The 16,997-nt window shown below is 73.4% G+C and carries 12 protein-coding genes; 5 read left to right on the top strand and 7 right to left on the bottom strand.

Translation table 11 applies throughout. From position 1 onward, the window contains the following. Positions 1-285: 285 nt before the first annotated feature. A complete protein-coding gene (locus ACH4K4_RS23785) occupies positions 286-1,074 on the top strand; it encodes a DUF4190 domain-containing protein (RefSeq protein WP_398169839.1) in 789 nt (262 codons plus the stop codon). Between the two features lie 86 nt (positions 1,075-1,160). Here the strand turns inward: ACH4K4_RS23785 and ACH4K4_RS23780 are convergent, their stop codons facing one another. After that, the gene (locus ACH4K4_RS23780) at positions 1,161-1,925 is read right to left on the bottom strand and encodes an HNH endonuclease family protein (RefSeq protein ID WP_398170019.1); all 765 of its coding nucleotides are present in this window, start codon (positions 1,923-1,925) and stop codon (positions 1,161-1,163) included. Positions 1,926-2,022: 97 nt separating this feature from the next. Here ACH4K4_RS23780 and ACH4K4_RS23775 point away from each other — a divergent pair, with 97 nt between their 5' ends. Then, positions 2,023-3,480 (top strand): DUF2079 domain-containing protein, encoded by a 1,458-nt coding sequence (locus tag ACH4K4_RS23775; RefSeq protein WP_398169838.1) that lies wholly within the window; start codon positions 2,023-2,025, stop codon positions 3,478-3,480. A gap of 17 nt (positions 3,481-3,497) precedes the next feature. Further along, entirely contained in the window at positions 3,498-4,067 is a 570-nt protein-coding gene (gene cpt / locus ACH4K4_RS23770) for a chloramphenicol phosphotransferase CPT (protein ID WP_398169836.1), read from the top strand. A gap of 47 nt (positions 4,068-4,114) precedes the next feature. On the opposite strand, the gene ACH4K4_RS23765 is transcribed toward cpt, so the two are convergent. Further along, the gene (locus tag ACH4K4_RS23765; protein ID WP_398169834.1) at positions 4,115-4,639 is read right to left on the bottom strand and encodes a hypothetical protein; all 525 of its coding nucleotides are present in this window, start codon (positions 4,637-4,639) and stop codon (positions 4,115-4,117) included. Between the two features lie 139 nt (positions 4,640-4,778). Further along, complete coding sequence (gene mfd, locus ACH4K4_RS23760) at positions 4,779-8,318, bottom strand: transcription-repair coupling factor (RefSeq protein ID WP_398169832.1); 3,540 nt, start codon at positions 8,316-8,318, stop codon at positions 4,779-4,781. Between the two features lie 323 nt (positions 8,319-8,641). Between mfd and ACH4K4_RS23755 the strand changes: the two genes are divergently transcribed. Further along, positions 8,642-10,147 (top strand): MFS transporter, encoded by a 1,506-nt coding sequence (locus ACH4K4_RS23755; RefSeq protein WP_398170017.1) that lies wholly within the window; start codon positions 8,642-8,644, stop codon positions 10,145-10,147. Between the two features lie 58 nt (positions 10,148-10,205). Here ACH4K4_RS23755 and ACH4K4_RS23750 read toward each other — a convergent pair whose 3' ends face one another. From ACH4K4_RS23750 to ACH4K4_RS23735, 4 genes are all read right to left on the bottom strand, one after another. Next, entirely contained in the window at positions 10,206-11,291 is a 1,086-nt protein-coding gene (locus ACH4K4_RS23750; protein ID WP_398169831.1) for a cellulose-binding protein, read from the bottom strand. A gap of 186 nt (positions 11,292-11,477) precedes the next feature. Continuing rightward, entirely contained in the window at positions 11,478-12,437 is a 960-nt protein-coding gene (locus tag ACH4K4_RS23745) for an LCP family protein (RefSeq protein ID WP_398170016.1), read from the bottom strand. Between the two features lie 217 nt (positions 12,438-12,654). Beyond that, the gene (locus ACH4K4_RS23740) at positions 12,655-15,144 is read right to left on the bottom strand and encodes an SUKH-4 family immunity protein (RefSeq protein WP_398169830.1); all 2,490 of its coding nucleotides are present in this window, start codon (positions 15,142-15,144) and stop codon (positions 12,655-12,657) included. 6 nt (positions 15,145-15,150) lie between these two features. Then, positions 15,151-16,158 (bottom strand): SMI1/KNR4 family protein, encoded by a 1,008-nt coding sequence (locus ACH4K4_RS23735; protein ID WP_398170015.1) that lies wholly within the window; start codon positions 16,156-16,158, stop codon positions 15,151-15,153. 319 nt (positions 16,159-16,477) lie between these two features. Between ACH4K4_RS23735 and ACH4K4_RS23730 the strand changes: the two genes are divergently transcribed. Next, a complete protein-coding gene (locus ACH4K4_RS23730; RefSeq protein ID WP_398169828.1) occupies positions 16,478-16,990 on the top strand; it encodes a YwqJ-related putative deaminase in 513 nt (170 codons plus the stop codon). Positions 16,991-16,997: the final 7 nt, after the last annotated feature.

The following is a 16,997-nucleotide window of genomic DNA, read 5'->3' as shown; positions in this document are numbered from 1 at the left end:
TTCTCCGGCACCTGACTGGCTCCCGTCCGCTCGCTCCCCTGGCCTGCTGTGTCGCCGAGCATACCCAGGAACGCGACAGCGCCGCCTTCACGGCGTGAATGGGGTAGAAACCGTTAACCGTGTTGACTCGGTTCACAGCAAGTGCTCTTATTGACCCATCGCACCACGCGGCACGGCCGACACCTCGGCTTCACCGTTTCACCGCTGCACACCGATTCACCGCTGCACACCGATTCACCGCTGTACCGATTCACCGATCGAGCGCCCGGAAGGGGCCGTATCTCCATGTCGCACCAGACGCACCACCAGCACGCGCCGCAGCCCCCGGCCAGCCTGCCGCCGCACCGGGCCGCACGCAACGGCCTCGGTGTCGCCGCCCTCGTCCTCGGCATCGTCGGCGCGCTGAGCGGAATGATCCCGCTGCTGTTCTGGCTGGCCGGCCTCCTCGGCCTGCTGGCCCTGGTCTTCGGCCTGGTGGGGCTCGGCCGGGTCAAGCGCCGCCAGGCCACCAACAAGGGCGTGGCCGTCACCGGCACGGTCTTCGGCGCCATCGCGCTGGTCCTGTCGGTGGTCGGCCTGGTGATCACCGTGACCGCGGTCAACGACGTGGTGAAGGAGGTCGACAAGTCCGTCGAGGACGCGAAGGCGAAGCCGAAGGACGGCTCCGGCAAGGGCGGCCCGTCGAAGAGCTACAAGGGCGGCGACACCGCCGTGTACGGCACCGGCCTGAACGTGACCGTCTCCAAGCCGAGCCCCTACACCCCCGACGAGATCGCCGCGGGCCACGAGAAGGGCAACAAGGCCTACAAGGTCACCGTGCGGATCGAGAACAAGGGCGGCAAGGACTTCGCCGGCGACCTGCTCATGGTGGACGCGCGGGCCGGCAAGGACGGCAGGACCGCCGAGCGGATCTACGACGGCAAGGTCGGCGCCGGCTTCAACGGCACGCTGCCGGCCGGCAAGACCGCCACCGCCGACTTCGCCTTCGACGTGCCGGCGGGCGCCAAGAACCTCGACGTCGAGGTCAACCCCGGCTTCGACCACGACTCCATCCGCTGGCAGCTCGGCCTCTGACCGGCCGGCACCACCACGCGCACAGGCCGCCGGCCCGGTACCCGCACCACGCGGTACCGGGCCGGCGGCCTGCCGTACCCCTGCCGTTACTTCGCCGCGAACCGCTCCGGCGCCTCCGTCGGTCCGCCGCCCGCCGGCAGCTTCAGCGCCGGGCACCCGCTCAGCACCCCGGTCATCGCGTCCTTCTCCGCCTGCGTCACCCACAGCCCGTACTTCTTCTTCACGGCCACCTGGTGCGCCACGTAGTCACAGCGGTACGCCTTGTTGGGCGGCAGCCACGTCGCCGCGTCGCCGTCCCCCTTCTGCCGGTTGGCGGAGGCGTCGGCGGCGACCAGGTTCAGCGGGTCGTTCGCGAGCGCGACCCGCTTGCGGCCCGGCCACTGCTGCGCGCCCTTCTGCCACGCGTCCGACAGTGCCACCAGGTGGTCTATGTCCACCTTGCTGCGCCCGCGCTCGTACGGGACCGCCTGGCCGGTGTACGGGTCCTTCGCCAGCGTCCCCGAGGCGACCTTGCAGTGCCCGTCGGTGAACCGCACCCCGGTCAGGTCCCGCTTGAGGATGTCGTCGCGCGTGCCGCAGTGGTTGCCGTCCGTGTCGGCCCAGGCGGTGCCGAAGCGGTCGCGGGCGTAACCCGTCTTGGGGGCGCGGCCCTTGACGGTCAGCGTCCCGGCGGCGTGCAGCGCGGTGCCGCCGGCGGCGGGAACGGGCGGCGCCGTCCGGCCGTCTCCACCGGTACCACCGCCCTTGCCGCCGCCCGGCGTGCAGCCGGTGAGGGCGAGCAGCGCGGCCAGTCCGGCAGCGGCGGCGGCGCCGGGCAGGTTCCGTACGCGGGGCGACGGTGCGGTCCGTATCCGGAGCAAGAGGACATCTCATCTCAAAGTAGGCGACACATACCGGCCGATTCGACGGTCTCGGATATCTTTTCGGAAGGCGAGAGCGAGGGCACACATGGACACGGCCGCAGCAACCGCGGCGAGCGGCAGGGCACCGTACGGGCCCGCCGCCGGGACCGGGCCCGCACCCGCCCGGCTCCGCACCCGGACCACCGCCCTGCTCGGCCCCCGCCTCGTCCCGTACTGGACCGCCGCGTTCCTCTTCGCCGTCTTCGCCGCGGTCTCCGCCCTGCGGTTCCGCGCGATGGCGACGTCCTCCTGGGACCTCGGGATATTCGAGCAGGTCGTACGGGCCTACGCGCACCTGCGGGCGCCCGTCGCCGACCTCAAGGGGCCCGGCACCAACATCCTCGGCGACCACTTCAGCCCCGTCCTGGCCCTGCTCGCCCCGCTCTACCGGGTCTTCCCCGGCGCCCTGACCCTCCTGTTCGCCCAGGCCTTCCTCTTCGCGCTGTCCGCCGTGCCGGTGACCCGCGCCGCCACCCGCCTCCTCGGGCGCGGCCGCGGCCTGGCCGTCGGCGTGGCGTACGGCCTGTCCTGGGGGCTCCAGAAAGCCGTCGACTTCGACTTCCACGAGATCGCGTTCGCCGTGCCGCTGATCGCCTTCGCGCTCGAAGCGGTGCTGCGCGGGCGCTGGACCGCGGCGGTGTGCTGGGCGGCGCCGCTCGTCCTGGTCAAGGAGGACCTGGGGGTGACGGCCGCCGCCGTCGGCGTGCTGGTCCTGATCCGCGCGCGGCGCGCCGTGCCGCTCGCCGTCGGGCTGGTCGTCTTCGGCCTCGCCGCCACCGCCGTCACCCTGGGCGTGATCGTCCCCGGCTTCAACGGCTCCGGCTCGTACGAATACTGGAACAAGCTCAGCGGCGAGGGCGGCCCGGCCCCCCGCATCCCGCCGGACACCGCCGTACGCACCCTGCTGTGGCTCCTGCTGCCCACCTCCGGGCTCCTCGCGCTGCGCTCCCCGCTTCTGCTGGCCGCGCTGCCCACCCTCGGCTGGCGTTTCGTCTCCCACGAGCCGCACTACTGGGGCATCGACTGGCACTACAACGCCGTCCTGATGCCGGTGGTCTTCCTGGCCCTGGCCGACGCCCTGCCGCGGGCCCTGGTCTCCGTCCGGCCCTGGGTCCGTACGTACGCGCACCACCTGCCCGCCGCCGTACTGGCCGCCGCGCTGGCCCTGACCACCACGCTGCCCCTCGCCCGCCTCACCGAGGCCGCCACCTACCGCAAGCCGCCGTCCGCGACGGCGGCGGAACACCTGCTGGAACGTATCCCCGACGGCGCCACCGTCGAAGCCGACATACGGCCCATCTCCCGGCTCACCGGCCGCACCCGGGTCTTCTGGACAGGGAACACCCAGGGCATCGACCCCGACTACATCGCCGTGGAACTGCGCGACGGACGCACACCCGAAGAGGCCCTGGCCGACGCCCGCAAGCGCCACCCGCGGGCCGTCTACGGCGTCGTCGGCGCCGCCGGCGACGTGGTGGTAATCGAGCGGACCGGACGGCTCTGACTGCGTACGGTGGCCCGATGACCACCGCTCACCCGCGTCCCCGCACCGACGTCGTCGTCCTGAACGGCGGCTCCAGCTCCGGCACTTCGACCCTGGTCCGGCAGCTCCAGGAGATACTGCCCCGGCCCTGGCTGACGTTCGGCGTCGACTCCTTCATCGAAGCGCTGCCGCCGTCCCTCGTCACGCCGGAGGCGTCCGCGACCGCACCCGGACTCGGCCTCGCCCCGGACGGCAGCATCACCGTCGGGCCGGTCTTCCGCACCCTCCAGGACGACTGGCGCCAGGGCGTCGCGGCCGTCGCCCGCGCGGGCACCGGCGTCCTCCTGGACGAGGTCTTCCTCGGCGGCGGCGCCTCCCAAGAACCCTGGCGCCGCGCGCTGGAGGGCCTGTCGGTCCTGTGGGTCGGTGTGCGCTGCGCCCCGGCGACGGCCGCCGCCCGCGAGGCCGCGCGGGGCGACCGGGTGACCGGCATGGCCGCGTCCCAGGCCGAGCTGGTCCACCGGGGCGTCCACTACGACATGGAGGTCGACACCACCGGTACCGACACCCTCACCTGCGCCCGCCGGATCGCCGCACACGTCGTCTGAGGCGGCTCCCCGGCGGGCGGCCCGTAGCGCTACTGCCGGCACTGCCGCTACTGCCAGTGCGGGCGCCCGCTCTGCATCTCGCAGGACAGCGTCGCGCCGTGCGAGTCCTTCGTGGTCAGGCCGAGGTGGGCTTTCTTGCAGAACTGGCCGCGGCGGTAGTGGTTGCCGGACGGCGCGAGGATCACCCCGTCCGACGCGTCGCTCCCCGAGCCGCCGGAACCGGAACCGGAGCCAGAACCGGAACCGGAGCCGCCGGAAGCACCGGAATCCGAGCCTCCCGAGCCGGAACCCGTACCGGACCCGGAACCCGCGTCCGCGCCCCCGACGGCCCCGTCCGCCGCGGGCGTCGGCGCGGACGGCTCGCCGGCCTCGGGCGTCGCCGACGGGGTGGGGCCGGCGCTTCCCGACGGCGCGGAGGACGGCGAAGGCGAGTCGGTGGCGGAGACCGCCGCGGTCGGCGACGCCGCGCCGCCCTTGCCGTCGGCGGCCTCCGGCGAACAGCCGGAGAGGGCGACCAGCGCCGCGGTCATCAGGGCGGCGGCGGACAGGGCGGCACGGCGGCGTCGTATCACGGCGGGAACGTCCAGTTCGGTGGAAGGGCTGCCGCGCGGGGCTCACGCGGCAGCCAGACCATAGACCGATATCTCCCACCGGTCACCGCCAAGATGCCTGAATCGGGCAGAAGGCGGCACAAACAGCGCTACGGCAGGCCTACGAGCCCAGAATCGTCGTCAGGAACTCGCCCACCCACGCCAGCAGGTCCCGGCCGACCAGCGGCTTGCCGCCGATCTTGCCCGTCGACGGGCGCGGCACCAGCGCCTGGCGGGTGGCGGGCTTGAGGACCGTACGCGGATACAGGCGCTTGAGGCGCAGCTCCTGCGACTCGCGCAGCTCGACCGGGCCGAAGCGCACGTTGGAGCCCTGGAGCGTGATGTCCGTGACGCCGCAGGAGCGGGCGAGCATCCGCAGCCCGGCCACGAGCAGCAGGTTCTCGACCGGCTCGGGCAGCTTGCCGTAGCGGTCGGTCAGCTCCTCGCGGACCGCCGCGATGTCCTCCTCCGAGGACGCCGCGGCGATCGCCCGGTACGCCTGGAGGCGCAGCCGCTCGCCGGGCGCGTAGTCGTGCGGGACGTGCGCGTCCACCGGCAGCTCGATCTTGACCTCCAGCGGCGGCTCCTCCTGCTCGCCGCCCTCCAGGGACGCCCGGTAGTCGGCGACGGCCTCGCCCACCATCCGTACGTACAGGTCGAAGCCGACGCCCGCGATGTGCCCGGACTGCTCGCCGCCGAGGAGGTTGCCCGCGCCGCGGATCTCCAGGTCCTTCATGGCGACGTACATGCCCGCGCCCATCTCCGTGTGCTGGGCGATGGTCGCGAGACGCTCGTGGGCGGTCTCGGTGAGCGGCTTCTCCGGCGGGTAGAGGAAGTAGGCGTAACCGCGATCCCGCCCACGGCCGACGCGCCCGCGCAGCTGGTGCAACTGGGAGAGGCCGAAGTTGTCGCCGCGCTCGACGATGAGGGTGTTGGCGTTGGAGATGTCGATGCCCGACTCGACGATGGTCGTGGAGACCAGCACGTCGAACTTCTTCTCCCAGAAGTCCACGACGACCTGCTCCAGGGCGGATTCGCCCATCTGCCCGTGCGCGGTCCGGATCCGCGCCTCCGGCACGATCTCCCGCAGGCGCGCCGCGGCCCGGTCGATGGACTCGACCCGGTTGTGGATGTAGAAGACCTGGCCCTCGCGCAGCAGTTCACGCCGGATGGCGGCGCCGATCTGCTTCTGCTCGTACGGCCCGACGAACGTCAGGACCGGGTGCCGCTCCTCCGGCGGCGTGGTGATCGTCGACATCTCGCGGATGCCGGTCACCGCCATTTCGAGCGTACGGGGAATGGGCGTCGCCGACATCGTCAGCACGTCCACGTTGGCGCGCAGCTTCTTCAGCTGCTCCTTGTGCTCGACGCCGAAGCGCTGCTCCTCGTCGACGATGACCAGGCCCAGGTCCTTGAACCTGGTCTCGGAGGAGAACAGGCGGTGGGTGCCGATGACGAGGTCGACCGAGCCGTCCTTGAGGCCCTCCAGGACGGCCTTGGCCTCGGTGTCCGTCTGGAAGCGGCTGAGCGCCTTGACGACGACGGGGAACTGGCCGTACCGCTCGGTGAACGTGCCGAAGTGCTGCTGCACCAGCAGTGTCGTCGGCACCAGCACCGCGACCTGCTTGCCGTCCTGGATGGCCTTGAACGCCGCCCGCACGGCGATCTCCGTCTTGCCGTAGCCGACGTCGCCGCAGACCAGCCGGTCCATCGGGACGGACTTCTGCATGTCCTCCTTGACCTCGGCGATCGTCGTGAGCTGGTCGGGCGTCTCCGCGTACGGGAACGCGTCCTCCAGCTCGCGCTGCCAGGGGGTGTCCGGGCCGAAGGTGTGGCCGGGCGCCGCCATCCGCGCCGAGTACAGCTTGATCAGGTCGGCGGCGATCTCCTTGACGGCCTTCTTGGCGCGCGCCTTGGTCTTGGTCCAGTCGGCACCGCCCAGGCGGTGCAGCGTCGGCGCCTCGCCACCCACGTACTTGGTGACCTGCTCCAGCTGGTCGGTGGGGATGTACAGGCGGTCGCCGGGCTGGCCGCGCTTGGCGGGCGCGTACTCCACGAGCAGGTACTCGCGGGTGGCGCCCTGGACCGTGCGCTGCACCATCTCGATGTAGCGGCCGACGCCGTGCTGCTCGTGGACGATGAAGTCGCCCGCCTGGAGGGTCAGCGGGTCGATGGTCTTGCGGCGCCGGGCCGGCATCCGGCCCAGCTCCTTGCTGGCCGCCCTCTGGCCCGTCAGGTCCGTCTCGGTCAGCACCGCCAGCTTCAGGCCGGGGTCGACGAACCCGTTGTCGAGACACCCGCACGAGACGTGCACGACCGACGGCGACAGCTCGCCCAGCTCCGGGTCCAGGCGGGCCGCGATGCCCTCGTCGCCCAGCACCTCGACCGTACGGGCGGCCGGGCCGTGCCCCTCGGTGACGTACACCGACCGCCAGCCCTCGGCGACCCACCGCTTGGTGTCGCCCAGCGCCCGCTGGGTGTCGCCGCGGTACGTCTCCGGGGCGTGCATGCCCAGCTTGAGGGTGTCCTCGTCCAGCTCCTCGTCGGCGGCGAACGGGCTGACCGTCCACCACATCATGCCCAGCTCGCGCGCCCGGTCCCGGACGTCGGCGATGCCCCACAGGGACGCCGCACCGACATCGATGGGCGCTTCGCCGCCGCCCGCGCTGGCCGCCCACGACGCCTGGAGGAACTCCTGCGAGGTGGCCACCAGGTCCGCCGCGCGGGTCCGTACCCGCTCCGGGTCGCACACCACCGTCATGCTGCCCTCCGGCAGCACGTCCAGCAGCAGCTCCATGTCGTCCACCAGCACCGGGGCCAGGGACTCCATGCCCTCGACGGCGATCCCCTCGGAGATCTTGCCCAGCAGCTCGCCCAGCTCCGGGTGCCGCTCCGCGAGGTCCGCGGCGCGCGCCCGCACCTGGGCGGTCAGCAGCAGCTCCCGGCACGGCGGCGCCCACAGCCCGTGCTCGGCCACCTCCAGGGACCGCTGGTCGGCGACCTTGAAGTAACGGATCTCCTCGACGTCGTCGCCCCAGAACTCGATCCGCAGGGGGTGTTCCTCGGTCGGCGGGAAGACGTCCAGGATGCCGCCGCGCACCGCGAACTCGCCGCGCTTCTCGACCAGTTCGACGCGCGCGTACGCAGCCGCCGCCAGGCCGTCCACGACCTCTTCCAGGTCCGCCGTCTGCCCCGTGCGCAACGCCACGGGCTCCAGGTCGCCCAGGCCCTTGACCTGCGGCTGGAGTACGGACCGCACGGGCGCGACGACCACCGAGACCGGGCCGGCCGCCGGGTCGTCCGCGCTGGGGTGGGCCAGGCGCCGCAGCACGGCCAGGCGCCGGCCGACGGTGTCCGAGCGCGGCGAGAGGCGTTCGTGCGGCAGCGTCTCCCAGGACGGGTACTCCACCACCGCGTTCTCCTCGCCCGCCGGCATCAGCGAGCGCAGCGCGGCGGCCAGGTCCTCGGCCTCCCGCCCGGTGGCGGTCACGGCCAGCACCGTACGGCCGGCCCGCCGCGCGAGGGCGGCGATCGAGAAGGGGCGGGCGGCCGGCGGACCCACCAGGTTCACCTGGGGACGGTTGCCGTCGGCCGCTGCCCGCACCGCTTCGGCGAGCGCCGGATCCTGGGCGACGGCGTCGAGCAGACCAGTCAGGCTCATGAGAAAAGGCTTTCCGTCCCGGTGAGGCGAACAACGCGAGCAGCCCGGCACGTGCGACGGGCCGGGTTTCAACAAGAGTACGACCCCCTGCTGACACCCGCGTTCCACTCGCCCCACCGGCCCGCCACCGCCGGGCTCCGGCACCGTTCCGGTCCCCGCTCCCGCGTGGAATGGTGTCCCATACACGGAACAGCCGAGGGGGGCACGTGAACCGCAGCAGCGAGAAACGGGACCGCGTCAAGGGGCCGGACGGGGGACGGGGCGGCGGCCCGGCAGCCGCGGCGGGCGCCCCCGCCGGGCGCGGCCGCGTCGTGGCCGCCCTGATGCTCTGCATGGCGCTCGCCGCCCTCGACTCCACCATCATCGCCACCGCCGTCCCCCAGATCGTCGGCGACCTAGGCGGCTTCGCCGTCTTCTCCTGGCTCTTCTCCGGCTACCTGCTCGCCGTCACCGTCACCCTGCCCGTCTACGGCAAGCTGTCCGACACCTTCGGCCGCAAGCCCGTCCTCGTCGCCGGCGTACTCGTCTTCCTCGCCGGTTCGCTGCTGTGCGCGGCCGCCTGGAACATGGGCTCCCTCATCGCCTTCCGCATCCTGCAAGGACTCGGCGGCGGCGCCCTCCAGGGCACCGTCCAGACCGTCGCCGCCGACCTCTACCCGATGAAGGAACGCCCCAAGATCCAGGCCAGGCTGTCCACCGTCTGGGCCACCTCGTCGGTCGCCGGACCCGCGCTCGGCGGCCTGCTCGCCGCGTACGCCGGCTGGCGCTGGATCTTCCTGGTCAACCTGCCGGTGGGCGCCCTCGCCCTCTGGCTCGTCGTACGGCACTTCCGCGAATCACTGCCCGCCCGCGACCGCACCCGGCGCCCCCGCGTCGACTGGCCCGGCGCCCTCGCCGTCTTCGCCTGCGGCGGCCTGCTGCTCACCGCGCTCGTCCAGGGCGGCACCGCCTGGCCCTGGCTCTCCGCGCCCTCCCTGCTGCTCTTCGCGGGCAGCGCCGTGTGCGCCGCCGCCACCGCCTTCATCGAACGCCGCGCCGCCGAACCGATCATCCCGGGCTGGGTCTGGCGCCGCCGTACGATCTCCGCCGTCAACCTCGCGCTCGGCGCCGTCGGCCTGCTCATGGTCGCGCCGACCGTCTTCCTGCCCACCTACGCCCAGGCCGTACTGGGCCTCGGCCCGACAGCGGCCGGCTTCGTACTGTCCACCATGACCCTGAGCTGGCCGGTGTCCGCCGCCCTGAGCAGCCACGTATACAACCGCGTCGGCATCCGCGCCTGCGCCATGACCGGCATCGGCGCCGCCACGCTGGTACTGCTCGCCTTCCCGCTGCTGCCCTACCCCGGCGCCGCCTGGCAGCCCGCCCTGATCATGCTGGCGCTCGGCGCCGCCCTCGGGCTCTTCCAGCTGCCCCTGATCATCGGCGTGCAGTCCTCCGTCGGCTTCGCGGAACGCGGCACCGCGACCGCCTCCGTCCTCTTCTGCCGCCAGGTCGGCCAGTGCGTCGGCGCCGCCCTGTTCGGCGCCGTCGCCAACACCACCCTCAACGGCCGGCTGGCCGCCGCCCCCGCCGGCATACGGACGGGCCTGCCCGGCGACCTGGACTCCGTCTCACACGCCCTGGGCAGCGCCGGCGCCCTCACCGACCGCGCCGCCGACTACCTGCGGCGCGCCGTGGACGCCACCGTCGACCACGTCTACCTCGGCGCGGCGGCAGCCGCGGGACTCGCCTTCCTGGTCCTGCTGGTGCTCGCGCCGCGCCGCTTCCCCGTGCACGGGGAGCCCGAGGACGCCGAGGGGGCGCCCCGGGGCCGACCGCCTGTGTCATGACCCCGAAGCCCCGGGCCGGCGCCTGCCGCCCGCCCCGCCCGGCCTACTGCTGACCGGCCTACTGCTGACCGGGCGGGCGCGGCAGCTCCGTCTCCAGCGTGTCCTCGTTGTCGGGATCGACCGGTGCCCGCGTGTCGGCGGGCGCGGCGGCGGCCTCGTCACCCGCGGCGCCGGTCTCACCGGCCCCGGCCTCCTCCGCTTCACCGGCCACCTCGGCATCACCGGCTGCACCGGCCTTCTCCAGCAGCACCGTGCCGCCTTCGACGCTCGTCGTGGCCCCCGCCTCCACGGCCGGCCCGTCCCCTTCGCCGGCAGCCACGCCGTCCCCCGCCGGCTCGTCCTCGTCCGGGGCCTTCCCCGTCAGCGCGGCGAGGGTGTTGCGGACGTGCGTCATGTGCTCACGCACCTTCTCGCGCCGCTCCGTGTGCTCGCGCACCGTCCGCTCGGTGGCCCGCTCGATCCGCTCCACCTCGACCCTGGCCTGCGCGAGCAGATCCGCCGCGCGCGCCTCGGCGTCCTCGTCGCGGTGCCGCGCCGCCTCCTCGGCCTCCGCAAGGAAACGCTCCGCCTCGGCGACCCTGAGCCGCCCCAGCTCCTCCAGCTCCGCGACCCGCTGCTCCAGGTCGGCCTCCTGCGCCGCGAGGTCGCGCCCGGCCGCCTCCCACTGCTCGGCCTGCTCCTCCTCCTGCTCCCGCAGCAACTGGGTGGTGCGCCGCTCCATCTCGCGCAGCGCGTCCGCCGCGGCGGTCCGCCACTCCTCGGCGTCCTTGGCGGCCGCCGTCGCCAAGCCGTCCGCCTCGGCCCACGCCGCGTCCACGGCCCGCCGCGCCCACTCCTCGGTCTCGTCCCGCAGCTGCTGCGACGCCCGGTCGGCGGCCTCCCGGACCTGCCGCGCGTACGCCTCGGCCTCCTCCCGCGCCCGCTCGGCCGCCTCCTCGGCGTCCGCCCGCAGCCGCGCCGCCTCGGACTCCGCCGTCGTCAGGATCAGCCGCGCCTGCTCGCCCAGCGACTCGTACGTCTGCGGCGGCAGCTGCCGCACGTACTCGCGCAGCTCGTCCAGTTCCGCCGTCATCTCGTTGGCGAGCACCGTCAGCCGCGCGGCGCGCTCCCAGCAGGAGTCACGGTCGACAGAGAGCCCTTCCACCCGGCGGTCGACGTCCTGGGGACGGTAGCCACGCCCTCGTACGATCTCGAACCCATGAGGCGAAACCGATGCACTCATCCCTCAAGCCCCTCTCCGACGTGCGGCGCGATGACGCGCACATCTTTTTGGATCCATTCGAAGCGACCGTTACGCGACACTCCGCCCCTCTCAATGCTCCAGGATGCGTCAATTGTTGCCAGAAGTCGGAATCGGGACATCTTCGCGGAGGGCCTGGAACAGCTGCCGCGCTCCCTGCTCGTCCCACTCCACCACATCGCCCAGACCACCCAGGTCCACCCCTGGGCTGGCCACCGGAACCGTCGTCGCCGACCCCTTCCCCTCCGCGATCTCCTTCATCGACCAACTCAGCCGCCCCAGGTCCGGCACACCGGCCCGCCCGTCCACGGTCAGCGCCGACAGCGCCGCGTCCGCCACCGGCACCAAGGTGAACGGATCGAGCAGCACCCCGGCACCCAGCGCCTTGTCCGCGACCGCGCCGATCAGCTGCCGCTGCCGCCTGACCCTGCCCAGGTCTCCCTCCGGATCCGTATAACGCGCCCGTACATACGCCAGTGCCCGCACTCCGTCCATTTCCTGACATCCCGCCCGGAAGTCCGCCCCCGACTTCTCGTCCTTGAGCGCCTTGTCCAAACACATACGCACTCCGCCGAGCGCGTCCACCACCCGAACGAGACCCAGGAAGTCAATCTCGGCATAGTGACCGATCCGCAGCCCCGTCGCCTGCTCCACGGTGCGCGCCAGCAGCTTCGGCCCGCCCTCCGCGAACGCCACGTTCACCTTGTTCCTGCCGTGGCCCGGAATCGCCACGTAACTGTCCCGCGGCAGGCTCACCAGGTAGGGCCCGCTGTCCCCGCGGTGCAGCACCATGATCGTGTCGGTGTTCAGCCCCTCCTCGTTGCCGACGTGCAGCTCCCTGCGCTGCTCGGGCGTCAGGCTCTCCCGGCTGTCCGAACCGATGAGCAGCCAGTTCGTGCCCTGGCCCGGCGACGGCCTGCCGGAGTAGTCCGCGAGCGGTTCCGCCCGCCGCACCTGACCGCCCGCCCACGCATACAGCGCCACACCACCCGCCACCACCAGCACCACCAGGACGAGCAGCAGCAACGCGATCCGCTTCGGCCACGACATGCGCCGCCGCCCGCGCCGACGGCGGCGCCCGGCGCGGTACAGCGCCGACGTCCCCTGCGGCGGCGGTGACGAGGACGGCGGCTGATCCATATACGAAGGATCACGGCGACCCGGCCGTCCCGCAGGTCGAGCGCCGCCGGCAGCGGCACACCGGGGGAACCGGGACACGGGAGCGGGGCGGCACGCCGGCCGCCCGGCGCACCGCCCCGCACACGGACTACAGCAGCCCGTCCCACATCTGTTCGAGCAGCACCGACCACCACGTCTCCGGCGACCCCAGCGCCGGCGGATCCAGCGCCACCAGCTGCGCCTGGAAGTCCACCGTCCAGTGCCCCGCCTGCTCCGGCGTCAGCCCGTACCGCAGCCGCCACATCCGGCCCAGCATCGCCATGCACCGCACGAACTCCGGCAGCCCGCTGTTCACGAACTGCGGCACCGCCGGCTGACCGTTCGGGGCGCCCTCCAACGGCGCCGCCACGATGTGCGCCGTCCCGTACTGCACACACAGCTGACGGCCGAAATCGTTGCCCATCACCAGATAGGACCCCGCGTCCGCGGCAGGCCGCACCCCGCGCTCCGCCGCCAGCTCCGCCAGCGTCGGCACCGGACGGCCCGGCTGCGCCTGCGCCCAGAAGAACGGCCCGAAGTCCACCGGCAGCCCGGCCCACACCAGCGTCTGCGCCACCACGTCCGGCACCCCCTGCCGGGACACCGCCCGCTGGTCGAACCGGAAGACCCCCTGCGGCCCGAAGGACTGCTCCAGCTCCTGCCCGAACACCTGCGGCGGCACCGGCGGCACCGGCTGCACCTGCGACGGGTGCGGCAACGGCACCCGCACCGGCGCCGGCCGCGCCGGACCGCCCGCCACCTGGTGCAACTCGCCCTGGTGCGCCACCAGGTGCCGTACGCCCTGCTGCCGCGAGGCGTGCTCCGTCCCGTACGCCGCGGTGTGGCTGATCCGCACCTGCGGCCAGGTCTCCCGGATCATCCGCGCGCAGTAACCACCCGGCAGATCACACGACTCCAGCTCCGTGTGGAGCTCCAGCACCTGCTGCGGCGGAATGTTCATGCCACGCAGCTCGTGCAGCAGCTGCCACTCCGGATGCGGGGTGCCCGGCGCGGAACGCCGCACGATCTTCTGCTCCGAACCGTCCGGCGCGCGGTAGCTCAGCACGGCCATGTAGCCGGGCCCCACGGTCGGCCGGCCGGAGGGCGCCGGCGGGTAGCCGTACGAGCCCCCGGCCCCCTGCGCGGCGGCCGGCGGCACCCCCGGAGGCGGCATCGCGGGACCGGCCTGCGGCGGCCCGTGCACCGCGGGCGGCGGCAGGCCGGGGCCCGGCGCGGCGGCCGGACCGCCCGCGCCGTCGGCGAGCATCGTCGCCGCGGCGTGCACGCCGCCACCACCGCCCGGCGGCGCGGACGGCGGCGCGGACGGCGGCGGAGGCGGGCCGCCCGCGTCACCGGACGCGCCATCACGCGACGAACCGTCACGTGACGCGCCATCTCGGGGCGCATCACCCGTACCGGGCTTACCGGGCGGGCCGGGCGCCTTGGGGGCACCGGGCGGACCGGGCGGCGCGGACGGCGGCGGCACGCTTGCCGCCTGGCCGGCTGGGCCTGCCTGTCCCGCCTGGATCGCGGCACCGTCGGCCAGCATCGTCGCGGCCGCGTGCACCCCGCCGCCGGGACCGCCCGCGCCCTGCCCGGACGCGTCGGGACCGTCCACGGCACTCAGGTCCAGCGCGTCCGCGTCGAGCTGCGAGACGAGCTGCGTCGGGATGTACCCACCGGCCGGGACGGGCGGCTGCGCCGCGTCACCGGGCGCTCCGGAACCACCACCGGAACCCGCGTACGCGGGCGGCGGCGGCACATCGGCCGCCGGCGGACCCGACGGCGGCGGCAGATCGGTCAGCCCCGCCGGACCCGGCGCGGGCGCGGCGGACGGCGGCGCCGGCGGCATCGGCGGCGGCAGCGGCCCGCCCGCCGCCGGATCCTCGATCGCGGGCGCCACCGTCGTACGCGGCAAGTTGCTGCCGCCCGCCAGCAGCTCCGTCTTGGCCTCGGGACGCGCGCCCGGCGGCGGCGTGCCCTCCTCGCCGAACCCGCTCAGCGGCGGCGCGAACACCGTCTCGGGCAACCCCACCGAACGGTCCCCGGCCTCCTCGTCCTCCCGGATGTCCGTACCCGCCCACGGCGTGGCACCGGCCGGAACCGGCACCGCGTCCTGCGCCGGCCGTACGGGCTCCGGCACACCGGAAGCAGCCTCCCCCGCGCTCCCCGGCCGCCGGTCGGCCAACCCGATCTGGTCCGCCGCCTCCTGCAACCACTCCGGCGGCGTCAACAGGAACGACGTCGCCTCCAGATCGATCCGCTGCGGCGCGGCCTCCGCCGGCGCCGCCTGCGCGCCGTACTCCTCCTCGTACCGCCGGATCACCTCACCCACCGGCAGACCGGGCCACAGCGTCGTCTCCCCGCTGTCCCGCGCGATCACCAACCGCGCCCGCCCGCCGCTCCCCTGCGCTCCGCCTCGGCCCTGTTCTCGCCCCTCGGATGCCGAGCCCGTCGCCGGACCCCCCTCACGGTCCTCCGCCCAGACCACGAACCCCAGGTCGAACTCCCGCACCCGCACCTCACGCTGGAACGGCCCCGGCACCTCGCCGTTGACCCAGCGCTCCGCACGCTCCTGCGCCTGCGCGAACGTCACCACCGCGCCTCACCCCTCCACCGGAACAGCGCGCGCGAAGCCGCCGTCCACCATCAGACCCGCCACCGTCTCCAGCTCCGGCGGATTCCCCGCCAGCTGCTGGAGGAAATCGTCGAAATCCGCGCCACACGGCAACAGCAGCCGCTCCACCCGCTCCTGCACCGACCAGCCGTCCCGGTCCCGGGCGTCGTCATACGCGCAGAACCACACCGTGCCCAGCGCGTCCCCCCGCACCTTCACCGCTATGACACCGCCCTGCACGAACCCCACCCCCAGGTAATCCTTGGTCAGGTGGTCCCGCAGACACTTGTTGACGTACACCAGATCGTTCATCGCGGCCTCGTCCCGCACCGTGAAGAACGGCTGGTCCACCAGCAGCCCCAGATCCGCGTGCAGCCCCACACCCACCGGCGCACAACCGCCCGCCGCCTTCAAGAACGCGCGGTACGCACCCGGCAGCCGATACCCGAGCGACTCCTCGGCCTGCCGCACCTGCTCCTCCGGCACCGACACGTCCCGGTGCGGCAACCCGAAATGCACCGGCCGGGTGTCCTGCAACGGCCGCGTACCACGCTTACCGTGATCCACCGCCGCCGTCGCCAGCCCACCGTGATGCCGCAACAGCGCCTTCACCTCGGCCGGCACCAGCTCCATCCGCCGCGTACCCGCCACGTGATGCCAGGTCCAGCCGTGCGGCGTCGCCACCGACCGCACGTCCTCCCACAGCTCGTGCCCCCGCGCGTGCGAGGCGACATTCGCGGACACATAGTCCGTCAGCCGCAACTCGTCCACGCCGAAGCCCTCCGGCGGCTCCGCGATCTCCGCGGCCGCCCGCGCGTACGACGAGAAATCCGGGAACCCGTTCCCGTCCACCGGCACCCCACGCGGATACCGGGCAGCACGCACCGGATCCGGGAAATGCACGACCTGCCCGGCATAGGCCGTGTTCGGTGGCGCGGCATGGCCCGCGGCCTGAAGGCCGGGAGATGCCCCCAGCCCTTGCCGACCTGACGTCATGGCGGTGCTCCCTGGCTGAATCTGGCTACTGAGCACAGCCTATGCCGTACCGCAACAGGCTCCCCCGCCCGCGTCAACCCCCCACCCACCACCCCCGCGCCCAACACCCGCCACAGCACACCCACTTCACCGCACGCCCCCACCGCACACCCACCCGCCACCCCCGCCGGAACGCAACCGCACCCCGCCACAACCGTGACATCACCGACAGCACACCCGACTTCCCCAACACCCACCACATTTGGCAGGCTGACCCTCCCCCTACCCTTGCGGGGGACCTCCGGCGTCCCGGGGATTCGGGGAGGGAAAAGCACTGACCATGCGCACCACGGCACACCACAACACCGCCACCGCGGGCGACCCCCGCGTCGGCTGGAGCGGCACCGCCGACGACGACCGTCCGCCTGCCCTCCGCCACCGCCGCGACGGCATCCTCCCCACCGTCGGCGCCGCCCTGTCCGTACGCGGCCGCACCCTCACCTGCACCGCGAGCAAAGCCGAACAGCCCCCGGTGCTCCACCACCTCGTCCAGGACTTCCTCGACACCCTCACCACCGCCCAGCGCGAACGCTTCACCGGACGCTGCCCGGAAGCGGTCCTGCTGAGCCGCCACCTCACCGCCGTCGAAGCCAACCGCGGCAAACGCGCCTCCCGCAAACCCCTCACCAACGGCGAAGCCCGCCGCTCACTGAAACACTCCAAAATCACCGCCCGGCACATCCGAGAGGACGGCGACCCCCTGCACGGCAGCTACGCACCCCCCTGCCGTTCCTGCGACGCCCTCCTCGCCTTCTTCGGCGTCATGCCCATCGGCACGCACGCAGGGAGCTGACCCCCAC

The organism is Streptomyces sp. NPDC017529 (assembly GCF_044329785.1).
In the GTDB taxonomy this organism is placed as follows: Bacteria; Actinomycetota; Actinomycetes; order Streptomycetales; family Streptomycetaceae; genus Streptomyces.
The sequence above is the reverse complement of the archived record's forward strand: the minus strand, read 5'-3'. Positions and strand labels throughout refer to the sequence as shown.

Bases quoted from the DNA above. Each gene is read 5' to 3' on its own strand.
- ACH4K4_RS23785 (WP_398169839.1), top strand. From the start codon at position 286: ATGTCGCACCAGACGCACCACCAGCACGCGCCGCAGCCCCCGGCCAGC.
- ACH4K4_RS23735 (WP_398170015.1), bottom strand. From the start codon at position 16,158: ATGACGTCAGGTCGGCAAGGGCTGGGGGCATCTCCCGGCCTTCAGGCC.
- ACH4K4_RS23730 (WP_398169828.1), top strand. From the start codon at position 16,478: ATGCGCACCACGGCACACCACAACACCGCCACCGCGGGCGACCCCCGC.
- mfd (WP_398169832.1), bottom strand. From the start codon at position 8,318: ATGAGCCTGACTGGTCTGCTCGACGCCGTCGCCCAGGATCCGGCGCTC.
- ACH4K4_RS23775 (WP_398169838.1), top strand. From the start codon at position 2,023: ATGGACACGGCCGCAGCAACCGCGGCGAGCGGCAGGGCACCGTACGGG.
- cpt (WP_398169836.1), top strand. From the start codon at position 3,498: ATGACCACCGCTCACCCGCGTCCCCGCACCGACGTCGTCGTCCTGAAC.
- ACH4K4_RS23755 (WP_398170017.1), top strand. From the start codon at position 8,642: ATGCTCTGCATGGCGCTCGCCGCCCTCGACTCCACCATCATCGCCACC.
- ACH4K4_RS23745 (WP_398170016.1), bottom strand. From the start codon at position 12,437: ATGTCGTGGCCGAAGCGGATCGCGTTGCTGCTGCTCGTCCTGGTGGTG.